The sequence below is a fragment of the Shewanella benthica KT99 genome (genome assembly GCF_000172075.1).
Taxonomy (GTDB): domain Bacteria; phylum Pseudomonadota; class Gammaproteobacteria; order Enterobacterales; family Shewanellaceae; genus Shewanella; species Shewanella benthica_A.
Window position 1 is genome coordinate 25,981 of sequence record NZ_ABIC01000021.1, and the last position, 16,424, is coordinate 42,404.

General features: G+C 46.5%; 9 protein-coding genes and 3 pseudogenes. 8 read left to right on the forward strand and 4 right to left on the reverse strand.

Going from position 1 to position 16,424, the window contains the following annotated elements:
* Positions 1-10: 10 nt before the first annotated feature.
* From cybH to hyaA, 3 genes and pseudogenes are all read right to left on the reverse strand, one after another.
* Entirely contained in the window at positions 11-676 is a 666-nt protein-coding gene (gene cybH / locus KT99_RS11185) for a Ni/Fe-hydrogenase, b-type cytochrome subunit (protein ID WP_005500052.1), read from the reverse strand.
* Between the two features lie 22 nt (positions 677-698).
* Positions 699-2,398: pseudogene (gene hyaB / locus KT99_RS11190) on the reverse strand (nickel-dependent hydrogenase large subunit).
* A gap of 3 nt (positions 2,399-2,401) precedes the next feature.
* Positions 2,402-3,538 carry a nickel-dependent hydrogenase small subunit gene (gene hyaA, locus KT99_RS11195; RefSeq protein WP_005500056.1) on the reverse strand — a complete coding sequence of 379 codons (1,137 nt, stop codon included), beginning with the start codon at positions 3,536-3,538 and terminating at the stop codon, positions 2,402-2,404.
* Positions 3,539-3,963: 425 nt separating this feature from the next.
* Here hyaA and KT99_RS11200 point away from each other — a divergent pair, with 425 nt between their 5' ends.
* The 7 genes and pseudogenes from KT99_RS11200 to KT99_RS11225 all read left to right on the forward strand — a co-directional run bounded on the left by KT99_RS11200 (position 3,964) and on the right by KT99_RS11225 (position 10,477).
* On the forward strand, positions 3,964-4,380 hold the full coding sequence (locus KT99_RS11200) for a CBS domain-containing protein (protein ID WP_005500057.1): 417 nt from the start codon (positions 3,964-3,966) through the stop codon (positions 4,378-4,380).
* A 640-nt stretch (positions 4,381-5,020) separates the two neighbouring features.
* Positions 5,021-6,214: a class I SAM-dependent rRNA methyltransferase gene (locus KT99_RS11205; RefSeq protein ID WP_040571897.1), complete on the forward strand. Its 1,194-nt coding sequence runs from the start codon at positions 5,021-5,023 to the stop codon at positions 6,212-6,214.
* Positions 6,215-6,930: 716 nt separating this feature from the next.
* A pseudogene (locus KT99_RS23705) lies at positions 6,931-7,197 on the forward strand (transposase); the annotation flags it as partial.
* Positions 7,198-7,670: 473 nt separating this feature from the next.
* Entirely contained in the window at positions 7,671-8,039 is a 369-nt protein-coding gene (locus KT99_RS22855; protein WP_005500061.1) for a DUF4118 domain-containing protein, read from the forward strand.
* Between the two features lie 54 nt (positions 8,040-8,093).
* Positions 8,094-8,441: pseudogene (locus KT99_RS23290) on the forward strand (PAS domain-containing protein); the annotation flags it as partial.
* Positions 8,421-9,239 carry a diguanylate cyclase domain-containing protein gene (locus KT99_RS11220; RefSeq protein ID WP_269764048.1) on the forward strand — a complete coding sequence of 273 codons (819 nt, stop codon included), beginning with the start codon at positions 8,421-8,423 and terminating at the stop codon, positions 9,237-9,239. The pseudogene KT99_RS23290 and the gene KT99_RS11220, both read left to right, overlap by 21 nt.
* Positions 9,240-9,496: 257 nt before the next feature.
* The gene (locus KT99_RS11225) at positions 9,497-10,477 is read left to right on the forward strand and encodes a hypothetical protein (protein WP_040571890.1); all 981 of its coding nucleotides are present in this window, start codon (positions 9,497-9,499) and stop codon (positions 10,475-10,477) included.
* A 312-nt stretch (positions 10,478-10,789) separates the two neighbouring features.
* On the opposite strand, the gene codA is transcribed toward KT99_RS11225, so the two are convergent.
* Positions 10,790-11,797, reverse strand: coding sequence for a cytosine deaminase (codA, locus tag KT99_RS11230; protein WP_005500072.1), 1,008 nt, complete (start codon positions 11,795-11,797; stop codon positions 10,790-10,792).
* A gap of 587 nt (positions 11,798-12,384) precedes the next feature.
* Between codA and hrpA the strand changes: the two genes are divergently transcribed.
* A complete protein-coding gene (hrpA, locus tag KT99_RS11235) occupies positions 12,385-16,272 on the forward strand; it encodes an ATP-dependent RNA helicase HrpA (protein ID WP_005500073.1) in 3,888 nt (1,295 codons plus the stop codon).
* Positions 16,273-16,424: the final 152 nt, after the last annotated feature.

Genomic DNA, 16,424 nt, shown 5'->3' on the forward strand with positions numbered 1-16,424 from the left:
TCATCATGGCTTAGTGTTTATTGTGGTAATCATAACCAGAGATAATGGAATCTACAGAGTTATGCTTGAACCTGATGCCCGACCATATGGCCATATAAACATGGACAAGAACAAAGATGATAAACACCCAAGTCATATAGTGGTGCCAAATTCTGATCTGTGCCAGACCCCCCATTTGTGCGGTGATCCAGGCTGCACCATCCCACATCATGCCAGCCATTCCCAGGTGATAGACATTGGCGTACAGTACCAGGCCAGTGATACAGATGAGCAGGGCCATTAGGGATATGACCACGTAGGTCGTAAACTGTAATGGTCCATAGACACCCGCTTTATTAAGGTGTCCCATCCACAGGTAAGATTTTAAGTTTTTAACCCAGCTACTTACACTCGATACATCGCGAAAAGATCGACGTTCTATGTCGCTCTTGCCGAAGAAAAAGAGGTAAAAGCGCACTAGGGTGATGGCGGTTAACGCGAAGCCAAACACTAAGTGAGCAAAGCGGATATAGCTCTGAACCTGAATGTCGTTAGTTTCAGGCGCCACTAAAAATGGCCAAGATATATAAAATCCTGTGATAACCAGAACGAGTATCGATAGCGCACGCAGCCAGTGAAAAATCCGGATCGCAGGACTGAAGATTAAGTCTCTAGTATGGGTCGCAGAATGATTCATTTTGCTTTCCCTCCCTTAGTGATTATTGGCCGTTGGCATCGATACGGAACTCACCCAACTCTTGTCCCTTAAAGTCCATAACGTGTACAGAACAAGCCATACAAGGGTCAAATGAGTGAATGATTCGTATGACTTCCAGTGGTTTAGTTGGATCTTCCAACTTCAGACCAATCAAAGCGGCTTCATAAGGACCCATCTTGCCGTTGGCATCGACTGGACCTGCGTTCCAGGTTGTCGGTACGACGGCTTGATAGTTCTCTACCAGACCGCCTTTGATGCGTATCCAGTGACTTAGCACGCCTCGAGGCGCTTCTATCATCGAGTGTCCAAGGTACTCCTGACTCGAATCCATGACAGGTTTAACGTAGGTAGACTCATCAGATTGCATGTTAACCAGCATGGCATCGAACGTCTTCAGACCCTCTTCGGCAACAATCACCGTCTGTAACATACGCGCCGCAGTGCGGCCTAAGGTCGTGAACAGGGCTTCTATCGGTAAACCTGTGGCTTCAAGCAGGCCATTGACCGAGTCAACCACAACCTTGCTTTAGCGTAACTCACGAGCAAACATGCAAGTGGTCCCACTTCCATCGGTTCACCGTCGTAGCGCGGTGATTTAACCCAAGAGTATTTACCGTCGCCATCGAGCGTCGGCAGCTTACCGTAGACGGTGTCACGTTCAACAAACCCCGTGTAGTCAGGGATCGTTGTGCCGTCATAGGGATGCTGTGCGCCGTCGGCTTTGTACCAAGCGTGGGTCACGTCTTCCTTGATGAGATCTGGGTCGATGTCGGTCACACCGGCAAGATCACCATTCATGATCACACCCTGATCAAACATGTACTCACCATCGGCTAACACGAAGTCATTGGTTGCCATGAAGTTCATCACGTTTACGCCCCCGAGTACGCTTGGCTCATTACCAAATGCTGCCGCAGCCATAATGATATCGGCTTTATAGGCACGATGAATGAAGTCAGTCACGATGGCGTGTTTCTGCTTCCACTCCTGCAGACGTGCGGGGCTCAACATATCTCGAACCGAAGTCACACCACCAACAACCAAAGATTGTGGATGAGGAGACTTACCACCGAAGATAGCCAACATCTCAGCCGCGACACGTTGCACTTCCAGTGCCTTGAGGTAGTGAGATAGGACGATCAGGTTTTGCTCAGGGGTAAACTTGTAAGTGCTGTTACCCCAATACGCGTTAGCGAATGGGCCAAGCTTACCGGTTGCAACGAAACCTTTGATGCGCTCTTGTACGGCTCGTAGATCACCTTCACCGGCAGCAATAGGCTTATCGGTATATTGAAGTGCTTCTTGCGCCGCCACTGCCGGATCGGCACTGAGCGCAGAGATGATATCTACCCAGTCCAGACCATGGAGGTGATAGAAGTGAACGATATGGTCATGCATATACAGTGATGTTTGCATCAAGGAACGCAGGAATTTAGCGTTAAGTGGAATTTTAGTCCCTAACGCATTTTCCACGGCTTCAATACCACAGCGATAATGAGAGTAGGTACAAACACCACAAATTCTCTGTACGATCAGGCCGACATCCATAGGGCTCCGGCCCTTGAGAATGACTTCGATGCCACGCCATAGCGTAGAAGATGACCAAGCTTTGGTAATGACATTGTTTTCGTCGACTTCGACTTCGACACGTAAGTGACCCTCAATACGGGTAATAGGATCGATAACGACACGCTTACTCATTGATTAGTCCTCCAGTGGCTTGGCGAAAATGCTGGTAACGGCATGGGCGCCAATACCCACAGCAGTTGCTCCAAGAATAACGGCACCTACGGTGTCCGCAGTTGCATCAAACCCATGGAGGAGTTGTCTGCCTAGTGGCTTCTCAAAGTCAGCCATGTCATCCCAGAAATTAGGCTCTGAGCAGCCCATGCAACCATGTCCAGCCAGTACCGGCCAACTGGTATGGTGGTTAAATCTTTCGGTAGGACAGTTGTTGTAGGTATAAGGACCCTTACAACCCAGCTTATAGAGGCAGTAACCGTCTTTAGCACCTTGATCACCAAACTCTTCGACGAACTCACCGGCATCGAAACGGCCGCGACGTTCACAGTTGTCGTGTACACGAGCACCGTAAGCCCATTTAGGACGGTTGAACATGTCGAGTGCGGGAAGTTTGCCAAACATGATGAAATACATCAGGGTTCCGACAATGTTCTTCTCACTTGGAGGACAACCACCCAAGTTAATCACTGTCTTGTCGACAACTTCATGTACGCCTTTTGCACCGGTTGGGTTAGGCGAAGCGGCTTGAACACCACCGAAAGCTGCACAGGTACCCACTGAAATAATGGCCGCAGCGCCTTCGGCTGCATGCTTGATGATTTCAAGCCCCGTGTGCCCCTTACAACCTATGGTCAGATAAGCACCGTTGTTTGCCGTAGGAACAGCGCCTTCCACCGCAAGAAGATATTGGCCTTTGTAGGCCTCCATTGCGTGTTCTAGGTTCTCTTCAGCTTGCCAGCCAGAGGCTGCCATCAAGGTTTCATGGTATTCCAATGAAATATGATCGAAGATCAGAGAATCCAGATTAGGGGTGTCGGTTCTTATTAAAGACTCAGAACAACCTGTGCACTCGGCCATATGTAGCCAGATTAACGGTACTCTATCGGCAAGTTCCGCGGCTTGTGCGACAAGCGTGCTGAATGGCAGGGGAAGTGCAAGCATCGCTGTTACAGATGCGCTCCACTTTATGAAGTCACGGCGAGAGATGTCATGCTGTTTCATTTTGCTAGTTAATGACTGTCCGTCTCGGGAGTTAAGTTGGCGCAGCATATCCAAACGCGCCTGTCCCTGTCGATATAGGGCTGCATGTGTGTCCATGTTAAACCTTTATTATTGTAGGGTGGTTTATTTTTGCTCACTTTTCACAAATGAGTCTATGCCTAAAAAAATGAAAAAAAGTTGACATGCATCAAGTTTTAATTAACTTCAACAAAAAGTGGTGACTTCTATGTTTATCAACATGAAGTTGATCGTCATTTATGACGAAAGTGGGTCAATTTGTCGTAGTGTTGCTGTTTTGAATGGTCACATCACATTTTTGATGCCGCCAATTTTTATTGAGGTAGGCTATTGAATGTATTGACGTAATAGGCTAGGCGATGTGGTGGTAATTTGAATGTTAACGATGCATATTCTCACAATACTGTCTTTATCAATGATTAATTCTTGCTCAACTTACTAATCTATAGGTATATTGATAAAAGTGCATATAAAGCCAATGGGTACAAAAATAGGGGAACAATATGGATTCTATTAAAGTGAGTGAACATATGGATCGTCAACCTGTGTTACTGACACCAGATATGCCATTGGTGACAGCAGTTGATGCACTGTTAGAGAGGAAGAAGTTAGGTGCCCCCGTTGTTGATGAGCAAGGCAAATTAGTGGGATTTTTATCTCAACAAGATTGTATGTCTGTGATGCTCAAGAGCAGCTATCATTGTGATTTAGTCGCAAGGGTAAAAGATTGCATGAGTGCAGAGGTGCTCAGTGTTACACCTGAACACAGCGTGTTGCAGCTTGCAGAGCAGATGCTGGGCTCTAAACCTAAGGTCTACCCAGTGGTCGATAATGGCAAGGTCATCGGCACCATCAATCGAACCAATGTGCTCAATGCGATCAACATCTATATGCAGCAGTGTTATCTGGCACCGGTCTAAGCTTTGATTAATAGATGTCATTAATGAGTTGACTCGTTAGCAATGGTTTTATTTGCCTAGCTTCGAATGAAGCTAGGTTAAATTTTGCTTTGGTTCATTTGGTTTTGGTCGTTACTTTTTGTCATTCCGGCAGATCTTTTTAGCTGGAATCCAGTGATCTTTGCTGTTGTAATAGGTCATTGAAGATCATAACTTCCATGTTTAACCGCCAGTTCGGCAAAATATGTCCATATACAAATGCCAGTTCAGCTTCCATGCTTCTCGTTCATGAGCTCATGGCTTGCCATATTCACCCAGCCTCTCGTTCGAAGCGTATCACTTCATGATACCTTACCCTGAAATCGAAGCTCGCCGCCGCATCTACACTGAGTTATTCAAAAGAAGGCTATTTATTTATTTAACCTTACCTGTAAACAATTTGAAATCATGAGACCTACCTAATTCGCTACGACTCCTTTATCTTATGGATTCGCCGGTTATTTTTTCAATCTCAAGCTTAAATTTACTCTGACCCCATTTCTTGATTTCTTGCAGACTCAAAACAGGCTATGATCTAGCTTCGTTGCGCCTTATGCACAGTCTTTGTCTGGTGCGACGCGGCTCGTTATTAATCATTTTACAATTTAAATTAGGCAGTACCATGGCTATCAGAATTAAACTTAAACCTGGCCGCGAACGTTCATTAGAGCGACGCCATCCTTGGATATTTTCCAACGGTATTCACAACGTCAATGGCGGGAAACCTGCACCGGGTGATACCGTTGATGTGGTGGCACACGATGGGCATTGGCTCGGACGCGGTGCCTGGTCGCCAGAATCTCAGATCCAGGTGAGGATATGGACCTTCGATAAAGAAGAAGCCATCGATGCCGATTTCTTTGCTAGACGCATACGAAGAGCGCAAGCGGGTCGTGATGCGTTGATCCGCGAGCAAGGCCTTACCGGTTATCGTTTGATCGCCGCCGAATCTGACGGCTTGCCTGGGATAACGGTTGACCGCTATGCCAATGTACTCGTATGTCAGCTATTGAGTACTGGGGCTGAAAAGTGGCGTGATACTCTCGTCGAGCAACTCGTCATTCAGTACCCTGACTGCGCTATCTATGAGCGTTCCGATGTCAATTCGAGAAAGAAAGAGGGCTTAGTTCCGGTTGTGGGACTGCTACATGGCGAGTTACCGCCTATGCCGGTGATTATCGAAGAAAACGGCATTAAGATCGCAGTCGATGTTGTCAATGGACACAAGACGGGGTTCTACCTGGATCAGCGCGATAACCGCACCATGGCGGCTCGTTTCGTCAAAGATAAATCCGTACTTAACTGCTTCTGTTACACCGGAACCTTTGGCTTGTATGCCGCTAAGGCTGGGGCTGCTAGCATTGAAAATGTCGATGTATCGGCACGAGCGCTGCAAACAGCCCGTGATAATATGTCCATTAACGGCTTTAACGATGACCATGTTAATTATCTCGAAGCTGACGTATTTAAGCTATTGCGCCTGTATCGAGAAGAGGGCAAGACCTTCGATGTTATCATATTAGATCCGCCTAAGTTTGCCGACAATAAATCGCAGCTTAATGGCGCATGTCGCGGTTATAAAGACATTAATATGATTGCTATGCAGTTGCTTAATCCCGGTGGGATACTGCTGACGTTCTCCTGTTCTGGCTTAATGCAATCGGATCTGTTTCAGAAGGTTGTTGCCGATGCGGCGCTAGATGCCAAGCGTGAAGTGCAGTTCATTGAACGTATGCACCAAGCCAGCGACCATCCCATCAGTAGTGCATTCCCCGAAGGTTATTATCTTAAAGGACTCGTTGCCAGAGTTTGGTAGTTAGAGTTTGAGCATCAGTATTTGGTGGCCAGAAATGAAATAACATGGCTACCCAGCATTCTGGTGCTTGCTTGGTGGAGGGCTTAAGGGGACGTCATAGTATTGAGGTTCCCATGGCCTTCCACGTTGCTTAGGTCCCATGGAACCGCCGGTTAGTTTTTCAATCTCAAGCTTAAATTTACTCTGCCTCCATTTCTTTACGCCGGTTAGTTTTTCAACCTAAAGCTTAAATTTACTCTGAACCAATGATCCACAATTGCTTTACTGAATTGATAGGTGATCTAATCTTGTTGACTCATAACCTTTTCATCTGCCGACGGTATTAATGCTCTAAGTAGTACAGCCAACGGCTACACATTGGTAGTGTGTCACAAACAATTCGATAACCTATAACCAAGACACCCAGGATTGTCAGATGAAAATCCCTTGACTAAGCTTAAGTCAGAGTTGTTGAGGAGGGTTTGTTATGCCAACACCAAGAAAAACGTTAGTCAGTTTAGTACTTTTTATTTAACAAGAAGCCTATATTATCACTGCGTATCTCGTTGTGTTAGAAAGGTATTTTTGTGCGGAGTCGATCATCACACTGGCCAATCTTATGAGCATAGATGTGATTGGGTTGAAAGTCGACTACTGGAGCTGGCACCCGTGTTTGCCATTGATATTTGTGCTTACGTCCTCTTGATTCGCAAAGATGGGAGTAATCATTTACATCTAGTGTTAAAGATTATCTGCAACTTGTTGATGATACTGGACGAATAGTCAGAGCCGACAAGCTAGGCTCTATGGGTCAAGAGTCGGCTAAGATGTTAAATAGACTTAATATCCCGCAAGAAAACAGGATAAAAATGACCACAGAGTTTACCAAGATTTTTAAAGTGCCCGTGGGTAACACCCAAGAGTTAACGGCCTATTGTGAACACCTTGACCGCAAGCGCCGGCAAGGTGCAGCCAACTGTCATCGATGGCTAGATAGCGCTTAATCAAGACCCAGAGATAGCCATTTTAAATTATTATATCCAAGCATAACCAAACCGCTGTTTGGTTCTTCTGATGTCTTATTTTCAAGGAAATAGTCGAAATTTTACTCATAACAGAATATTTGAGTATTGTTTGGAGTAGCAAGTGGGTGGATTGATACAGCAATGAATTTATCAGGCAATCTGACTCTAGTAGGTATAGGCCATCGAACAGAAAATAATCTTGGATGTCTCGGTTATAATAAATTCTTTATGAGTATCTAATACCTATGAAAATTATGCTATGTTTTCTCATGCTAGCCTCCGGTTACAATATTGTATGCTTAGCAATACAGTATGGCTCTGGTGCACAATTTAACTATTTTGGACTAACCCACGGACTTGGAGGCTAATACCTCGTGGGAGTCGTTATGTCTAGCCAAATGGCAGCCATAGACAAGTATCGGAGCTTGAAAGCCTATGCCCAAAGATAAAACATGAATGTCACAACGGAAAAAGGCCCAGGGGTAAATAAAGCAATTGCCTCACAACACCTCAAACATTTTCTCGCTGCATTCGTACTTGTAAGCTTGGCCGCTGGCCTGTGGGTATGGCTGCTACAAACGTTTGAGTCAGAACTCGTCTGGCTGATATTCTATCCTGCGGTGATTGCCGTTGCGCTCTATGCGGGACTTTACGCCGGGTTGCTGGCAACCGTGCTTGCCTGTCTCGCGGTCACATTTCTGTGGCCGCTATTTGTTACTCACCCTTTTATTGAGAATCGCTTTGACCTTCTGGATATGGCCATTTTCGCCGTCACCTGCAGTTTTATCTCGTACCTTGTCGAAGCCGTACATCGTCTTTAAAAGGCACTCAAACAGGCCGAATCAGTATCGAAGGCCAGCACCAAAAGTGAGCAATTCATCAGATCCATCATTGATGACATGCCCAATATGATCGGCTATTGGGATAGTGACCTACTCTGCCGCTATGCTAACAATGCCTACAGTGAGTGGTTCGGGAAGTCGCCTGAGGACATTATCGGTATCACGTTCCGGGATCTGGCGGGCGAGCACCTGTTTACCTTGAATGAGCCCTATATTCGCCGAGTCCTGGCCGGTGAACCGCAACGCTTTGAGCAGACTCTGAACAAAGCCAATGGAAACGTAGGTCATATCATCGGGCACTATATCCCCGATTTCGATGCCGATGGTACTGTCAAAGGATTTGCGATTCAGGCCAGCGAGGTGACGGTTCTCAAGGAAACGGAGGCGAAACTCAAACTGGCCGCATGCGTCTTTGAGAACACGCTCGATGGTGTCCTGATCACCGATGCCAATGGGAATATCTTATCGGTTAACCCGGCCTTCACCGAGATAACCGGCTATGTGGCTGAGGAGGCCGTCGGACAAACCCCTCGCATTCTTCAATCTAACCGGCACGACCAGGCATTTTATGCCTCCATGTGGAATGAAATAAAAACTAAGGGTCGGTGGAATGGCGAGATATGGAACCGTCGTAAAGACGGGGACCTTTACCTGGAACGCATGACCATTAGCATGGTTCGCGCCACGGACGGCGAACCTGTTCGCTATGTATCAGTATTCAGCGACATTACTGCTCTTTGGCGTAAAGATGAACACATAAAGCACTTGGCTTTTCACGATGCCTTGACCGACTTGCCAAATCGTACCTTGCTGATGGAGCGGATAAACCAAAAACTTATCAATTCCAATCGTGAACAGTGCAATCTGGCGCTGATGTTTCTCGACCTTGACGGATTCAAGCTCGTCAACGACCAGTTTGGCCACAACGTCGGGGACGAGCTGTTAAAGGAGGTAGCGAAAAGGCTCCTGGCACTGGTGCGCAAGTCAGATACTGTGGCCCGCGTGGGCGGCGACGAGTTCATATTTATCCTCAACAATCCGAAAGGAAAAGACGAAATTACGTATGTCGCTAACCGTGTTGTCAGTTCGATTAATGAGCCTATGGATATTCTCGGTGAAGTGCTCCAGATAGGAACATCCGTTGGCATGCCATGTTCCCCGCTGACGGACGTACATTAGTTGATTTAATCAAGAATGCTGACATGGCAATGTATGTCGCCAAAGGCTAGGGTAGGAATAATATTAGTTTTTTCTCGCCTGAAAATGATTTCACAAAGACGTGAGAACAAAAATAGAGACCAAAAATAGAGACAGCCATAGTAAATGGCATAATGTTTAACCACCTACTAGACCAAAAATAGAGACAGCCATAGTAAATGGCATAATGTTTAACCACCTACTAAGCTTTAGATATTGGTTAAAAGTAGGGGTTAACTATGCCACGCCCAAGAAGAACTCAAATTAGTATCGAAGACACGTCTTGGTACCATTGCTGTAGTCGGGTAACTCGGAGAGCCCTCCTCTTTGGAGATGATAAGCTCACAGGGAAAAATTATAATCATAGACGAAACTGGGTAGAAAATCAGTTGCTTAAGCTGGGTGGGATATTTTCAATAGATGTCGCAGCCTATGCAGTGATGTCGAATCATCTGCATGTGGTGCTTAACATTGACATTTTTCAAGCAAATAGTTGGACCGATATAGAGGTGGTAGAGCATTGGCATCAACTGTTTAAAGGGACTGATATAACTCGGAAATTTGTAAAATGTGAGATAATTGAAAGCCATGAAATCAACGCCCTCAAACATTCAATAGCCTTATATCGTAGCCGATTAAGTGACATAAGTTGGTTTATGCGCTGTCTCAATGAGCCAATCGCGAGGATGGCGAATAAAGAGGATAACTGCACAGGACATTTCTGGGAAGGGCGATTTAAAAGCCAAGCTTTACTCGATGAAGCGGCTGTACTGGCCTGTATGGCTTATGTAGAACTCAATCCCATACGCGCAAAAATGGCTAAAACACCAGAAACCTCAGATTACACCAGCCTTCAAATGAGAGTAAAGGCTGCTTTAAAAGGCCAACAGCCGGCAAAGCTACTGCCCTTTATTGGGGATGAGCGGCTCAATCAACCGAAAGGTATCAACTTTGCTCTGAAAGACTATCTCGAACTTGTTGATGAAACAGGCAGGATAATCCGTGATGACAAGCGTGGGGCTATTTCTTCAAGTGCATCTAAGATATTAACTAGACTCAATATGTCAGCAGATAACTGGATAAAAATCACCTCTGATTTCGGTAAGCTATTCCATGGTCCAGTAGGTACCTTGCAAGAGCTGACGAGTTATTGTGAACACCTTGAGAAGCGGCGACGGCACTTTTCTAAGTGTTGTCAGTATCTAGAAACTAGCCGATAACTCAGCTCAATTAACCTACTCCCCCCGTTTTTCCTCCTCAATAATTTGAGGTGACAAGCTCTGCCTACAAATCGCTACTTTGTTTAAAATCCATCTATTTTGTTGAGTTACACAGGTTTTATGTTGATGTTATCGGGAATATTTAACTTTTATATCTAGCGCGAGTTGAAAGCTTGATTCTGTATCGTTAAGTTGCTAATTAGTTAATGGCTGGCTTTGTTTTGATTAGTTAATGGCTGGCTTTGTTTTGGGCTTTGTTTTGATAAAATTCAACCAAGGCGAATTTTCTACTTTCTATTTTTGGCTAAGATCTTATCGCTTAAAGGTCACGGCCTCTGTTTCCGCTAAATGGATCTCTGTCGTCGCTAATTGAGTCTGTGACAATAATCTTCCGTGACGAATTGAATATTGCACTGGCACCTGACGCCTAACCGCATCGAATCCATTGTCGGCGGGTAAGATAAGTAAACTTCCTGGCTTACCTTCCTCTAGCCCGTAATGAGATATGATATTCATGGTGCGGGCCGAATTATGACTGATTAAAGCCAGAGACTGGTTTATCTGCTCATAGCCCATGATTTGACACACATGCAATCCCATATGCAGCACCTGCAACATGTTGGCCGTACCCAGCGGATACCAAGGGTCGAAGATATCGTCGTGACCGAAGCAGACATTGATGTCGGCAGCCAACATCTCCTTGACCCGAGTGATCCCACGGCGTTTCGGATAGTCATCGAAGCGCCCCTGAAGATGAATATTCACCAAAGGGTTGGCGATGAAATTAATACCAGACATCTTCAGCAGCCTGAAAAGCCGCGATGCATAGGCACCATTATAAGAGTGCATGGCTGTGGTATGGCTGGCGGTGACTCTGTGGCCCATATCAAACTTGTGGGCTAAGGCTGCAAGGGTTTCCACGAAACGAGATTGTTCATCGTCTATCTCGTCACAATGCACATCGATGAGGCGATCATATTTGTGTGCTAGCTCGAACACGAAGTGCAGAGACTCGACGCCATATTCCCGGTCCCGGGTAAACTCGAAATGGGGGATGGCGCCAATGACATCGGCGCCAAGTTTGACGGCTTCTTCCATAAGCGCCTTACCGTTGGGGTAGGAGAGTATGCCTTCCTGAGGAAAGGCGACAATTTGAATATCGACCCAAGCTTTCATCTCCTCTTTCACTTCGAGCATGGCCCTGAGTGCAATAAGCGTCGGATCCGATACATCCACATGGGTGCGGACATGCTGTATACCGTTGGCTATCTGCCATTTTAATGTCTGCTTAGCCCGTGTTTTTACATCTTGGATAGACAAGTTTTTTTTGCGTTCTGACCAACGTTCGATGCCTTCAAACAGGGTGCCCTTTTACTTTGAACAAGGAATTCCAACTCGGCTCTCCCGCAGTTTGAGTGGTATCGAGATGAACATGAGGTTCGCAGGGCGATGGCCATTCCGCCTTCACCATCAATCACCTTAACGAACTGATCATTTGCCGTGATGGCCTCTGACATGGCAGTGAAGCAGGTAAACTCACCATTTTCAATGACGTCTGATGCAGACTCTGTCTCCCCTAGAGGGTGACATTGTTAATCAGCAGGTTATTGGTGTTTTTCATTGGTGATCTCTCATGTTGGATCAGAATTTTACATTAAGCGTTTTAGCGGCGAATCTAAAACAAGCTAGCATATCGTCCCGATAAATATGGCATTTATCGGGACAGTACCTAAGAGAAAGTGAACGGCGCGAGGCCTATAGCAACAGCTAATATAGCCGCAAATTTCCATTCCAATAATTTTACCTGCATTTAAACCTTACTCTTGCTGGTTTAATAGACGTTTTTGGTTAATTTTCCGTACCAATAAGAATCGTTACTTGCTAGGATCGTTTTTTTGCTTCGAGTAATGGGATCTGACTTGAGTTCGCAACTACATCCGCTATCTAACAATTATCTAAAACTGTGTTATCAGGCCGATGCCTCGAGGATCAGGCGTCGTCTCTTCAGGCTCAATAAAGAAGTTGATTCGGATCAGAAGCGGGTAAATCTGGACAAGCTCGAAGCTCAGGCCGTTGCAGCATTCGACAAGGTTGAGCGACGCCGTCAGGCCCGTCCCGAGATCACCTATCCCGAAAACCTGCCTATTTCTCAGAAGCGAGATGAGATAGCCAGGGCGATTGCCGGCAATCAAGTGGTCATCATCGCGGGTGAAACTGGCTCGGGTAAGACGACTCAGCTGCCAAAAATCTGTCTGGAGTTAGGCTTAGGTTGCCGTGGCCTCATAGCCCATACCCAGCCTAGGCGTCTAGCGGCGCGGAGCGTTGCCAGTCGTATCGCCGATGAACTCAATAGTCCACTCGGTGAGGTTGTCGGCTTTAAAGTTCGCTTTGCCGATGCCATCAATCAAGATTCTTACATCAAGTTGATGACCGACGGTATTTTGTTGGCTGAGCTGACTCATGATAAGTTTCTCGATCAATATGACACCATCATCATAGATGAGGCCCATGAGCGAAGCCTGAATATCGATTTTATCTTAGGCTATCTCAAGAATGTATTAAAAAAACGCCCAGATTTGAAGGTGATCATCACCTCGGCGACCATAGATCTGGATAAATTTTCCAAACATTTCGACGATGCCCCCGTTATTCAAGTCTCGGGGCGGACCTATGAGGTTGAGACTCGCTATCGACCCCTAGTGCGTGATGCGGGAGAGGATCTGGATCTCACCGAAGGTATATTCGAAGCCGTGGATGAACTGGTTGCCGAAGGGCCCGGTGACATTCTGATCTTTATGAACGGTGAGCGTGAGATCCGTGATGTGGCGGATCAACTCAATCGCCGTCAGTACCGAGATACCGAGATCTTGCCCCTCTATGCGCGCCTGTCATACGGCGAGCAGTCTAAGGTGTTTAAGAGCCATATTGGCCGTAGAATAGTGCTGGCGACTAACGTTGCCGAGACATCGCTGACGGTCCCCGGCATTCGTTACGTCATCGATCCTGGTACTGCCAGGATCAGTCGTTATAGTTACCGCACTAAGGTGCAACGTCTGCCCATCGAGCCCATCTCACAAGCCAGCGCTAATCAGCGTCAGGGACGTTGTGGTCGTGTCGCCGCGGGTATTTGTATCCGTTTATTCGACGAGGATGATTTCAATAACAGACCCGAGTTTACCGATCCTGAGATTTTAAGGACTAACCTAGCCTCGGTTATTCTCAAGATGCTCTCAGTAGGGCTTGGCGACATAGAAGCGTTTCCTTTCCTGCAGCCGCCGGACTCTCGATATATCCGAGATGGATTCCTGTTACTGGAAGAGTTAGAAGCGGTAAAAAATTCACAAGGGCGCTTAACCCTGACGACACTGGGCAAGCAACTTGCGCATATTCCCGTGGATCCGCGTCTGGCCCGTATGGTTATCGCGGCGAACACTAATGGTTGCCTGCACGAAGCCTTAGTGATCACCTCTGCATTGTCGATTCAAGATCCAAGGGAACGTCCCATGGATAAGAAGCAGGCGGCCGATGAGGCACATAAGAAGCACAGCGATAAGGACTCAGATTTTGTCTCCTTCGTGAATCTGTGGGATCACCTCAAGCAGCAACAAAAATCCCTTTCCAGTAGTCAGTTTAGAAAGCAGTGTAAGAAAGAGTTCCTTGCCTACCTGAGGGTGCGTGAGTGGCAAGATCTCTATGCCCAGATGAGACAAGCCGTGCATGATTTAAAGTGGCGTCTCAACAGCGAGCCTGCCGATTATGAGTTACTGCACAAGTCTCTGCTCACGGGTCTATTGAGTCATGTTGGTTTTAAAGACAAAGATAATGAATATTTAGGCGCCCGTAACCGTAAATTCTTCGTGTTTCCAGGATCGCCTCTGGCGCGTAAGGGGCCGAAGTGGATCATGGCGGCTGAGCTCACCGAGACTTCACGTCTGTTTGCCCGCTGCTGCGCCAAAATTCAACCTGAGTGGATAGAGCCTTTGGCCGGACACTTGATCAAGAAAAACTATCTTGAGCCACATTTTGAGGCGAAGCAGGGCAGTGTGGTGGCCCTTGAAAATCAAATACTCTATGGACTGATGATAGTTAACCGCCGCAAGACGCAATACGGCCCGGTTAATCCACTGGAGGCGCGTGAGATTTTTATTCGCAGCGCCTTGGCCGATGGTGAGCTGAGAACTAATGAAGCCTTCTTCATCAAGAACCGTAACTTGCTCAAAGAGGTCGAGAACTTAGAACATAAATCACGCCGCCGCGACATATTAGTGGATGAGCAGGTGTTGGTGGATTTCTATGAGCCCAGAATTCCCGAGGGGATCTATAACGCGCCTAAGTTCTTTAGCTGGTGGAATGTTGAGCGTAGTAAAACCCCAGATCTATTAGATTTCGAACGTGAGCAATTGATGCAGCGAGGAGATGATCACATCTCGGCGTTGGATTTCCCCGATTTTTGGCATCAAGCTAATCTTAAACTCTGCTTGAGCTATCATTTCGAGCCGTCCGCCGAGGATGATGGCGTGGCCGTACATATTCCTGTGGCCCTGCTCAATCAGATAGAAGATGTCGATTTCGACTGGCAGGTCCCCGGACTGAGAGAGGAAAAGTGCATCGCCCTGATCCGCGCTCTGCCTAAGAGTCTCAGGCGTAATTTCGTCCCGGCGCCCGATTATGCTAATGCCTGTATGCAGGCGATGAAGCCCTTCGAGATGAGTTTCATCGATGCAATGTGTAAGCAGTTGCTGCGCATGAGTGGCGTTCGTGTCAGCATCGATGACTTCGATCTTAGCCAACTGCCTAAGCATCTGTTGATGAATTTCAAGGTGGAGGATGACAATGGCAAGTTAGTGGCTCAAGCTCGAGATATTGAGCAGCTCAAAGCCAGCCTTCAAGGCCAGGTGACTCAAGCCATTCGCCAGGTAGCCGATTCTGGTATCGAAAAAACCGAGTTGACCCAGTGGTCCTTCGGCGACCTGCCAAAAGCATTTAAACAGAAGAAAGGCAACTTCGAGGTCAAGGCGTTCCCCGCATTGGTGGACGATAAATCTAGCGTATCTATCAAATTATTTGATGATGAAAATGAGGCCGTTCGTTCCCATCAACTGGGTCTGCAGCGCTTGTTGTTAATCAGCATTCCTTCACCGGTAAAGCATCTGCAGAAGACCTTACCTAACAAGGCTAAGCTGGCCATGTATTTTAACCCCTTCGGTCAAATACATATCTTGTTGGATGATATCTTATCGGCGTCTGTGCAGCAGTTACTCGATGAGAAGGAACTGGATGTACGCTGTGAGTCCGATTTTGAACAGGCTAAAGATTGGGTGAGACAAGAACTTAATCCCACGGCGGTTAAGATAGCTCTCAGAGTCGAAGAGATATTGACGCTTTATCAAAAGGTGAAGAAGCGATTGAAGGGCAAGATAAGCCTGGATATAGCCTTCGCCATGAGTGATATCAAGAATCAGCTGGATAAACTCGTGTTCAAAGGCTTTGTCGAGGCTTGTGGTTGGAAACGTTTACCCGACATGGTGAGGTATCTTAAAGCCGTCGATAATCGCTTAGACAAGTTGCCTGTCGATCCCAATCGTGACCGCTTGCATATGCATAGTATTGCTAATGTGCAGCAGGAGCTGGAGTGTCAGTTAGTTAAAGTGCCCAGATCTGTGGCTATCCCAGAGAGGCTACTTGAGGCAAGGTGGATGATAGAGGAGTATCGTGTCTCCTGTTTTGCTCAGGTATTGGGTACGGCTTATCCTATCTCTGAGAAACGTATCTTGAATCAAATAAAGCAAAGTTAACTTCTCATACCAATCGGTATTTCAAAAAATTAATTATTGCAAGCACTGGCCAGATGGTCGGTGCTTTTTTTGTGTCGCCCATCTACCCCTTAAGTTATACTTGTCGTATTTCATTAACATCTCGGCCTGATCTTTATACGCTTGTAACTCAT

Excerpts from the sequence above, each read along its gene's own strand:
- cybH (WP_005500052.1), bottom strand. The coding sequence starts at position 676 with ATGAATCATTCTGCGACCCATACTAGAGACTTAATCTTCAGTCCTGCG.
- hyaA (WP_005500056.1), bottom strand. The coding sequence starts at position 3,538 with ATGGACACACATGCAGCCCTATATCGACAGGGACAGGCGCGTTTGGAT.
- KT99_RS11200 (WP_005500057.1), top strand. The coding sequence starts at position 3,964 with ATGGATTCTATTAAAGTGAGTGAACATATGGATCGTCAACCTGTGTTA.
- KT99_RS11205 (WP_040571897.1), top strand. The coding sequence starts at position 5,021 with ATGGCTATCAGAATTAAACTTAAACCTGGCCGCGAACGTTCATTAGAG.
- KT99_RS22855 (WP_005500061.1), top strand. The coding sequence starts at position 7,671 with ATGAATGTCACAACGGAAAAAGGCCCAGGGGTAAATAAAGCAATTGCC.
- KT99_RS11225 (WP_040571890.1), top strand. The coding sequence starts at position 9,497 with ATGCCACGCCCAAGAAGAACTCAAATTAGTATCGAAGACACGTCTTGG.
- hrpA (WP_005500073.1), top strand. The coding sequence starts at position 12,385 with ATGGGATCTGACTTGAGTTCGCAACTACATCCGCTATCTAACAATTAT.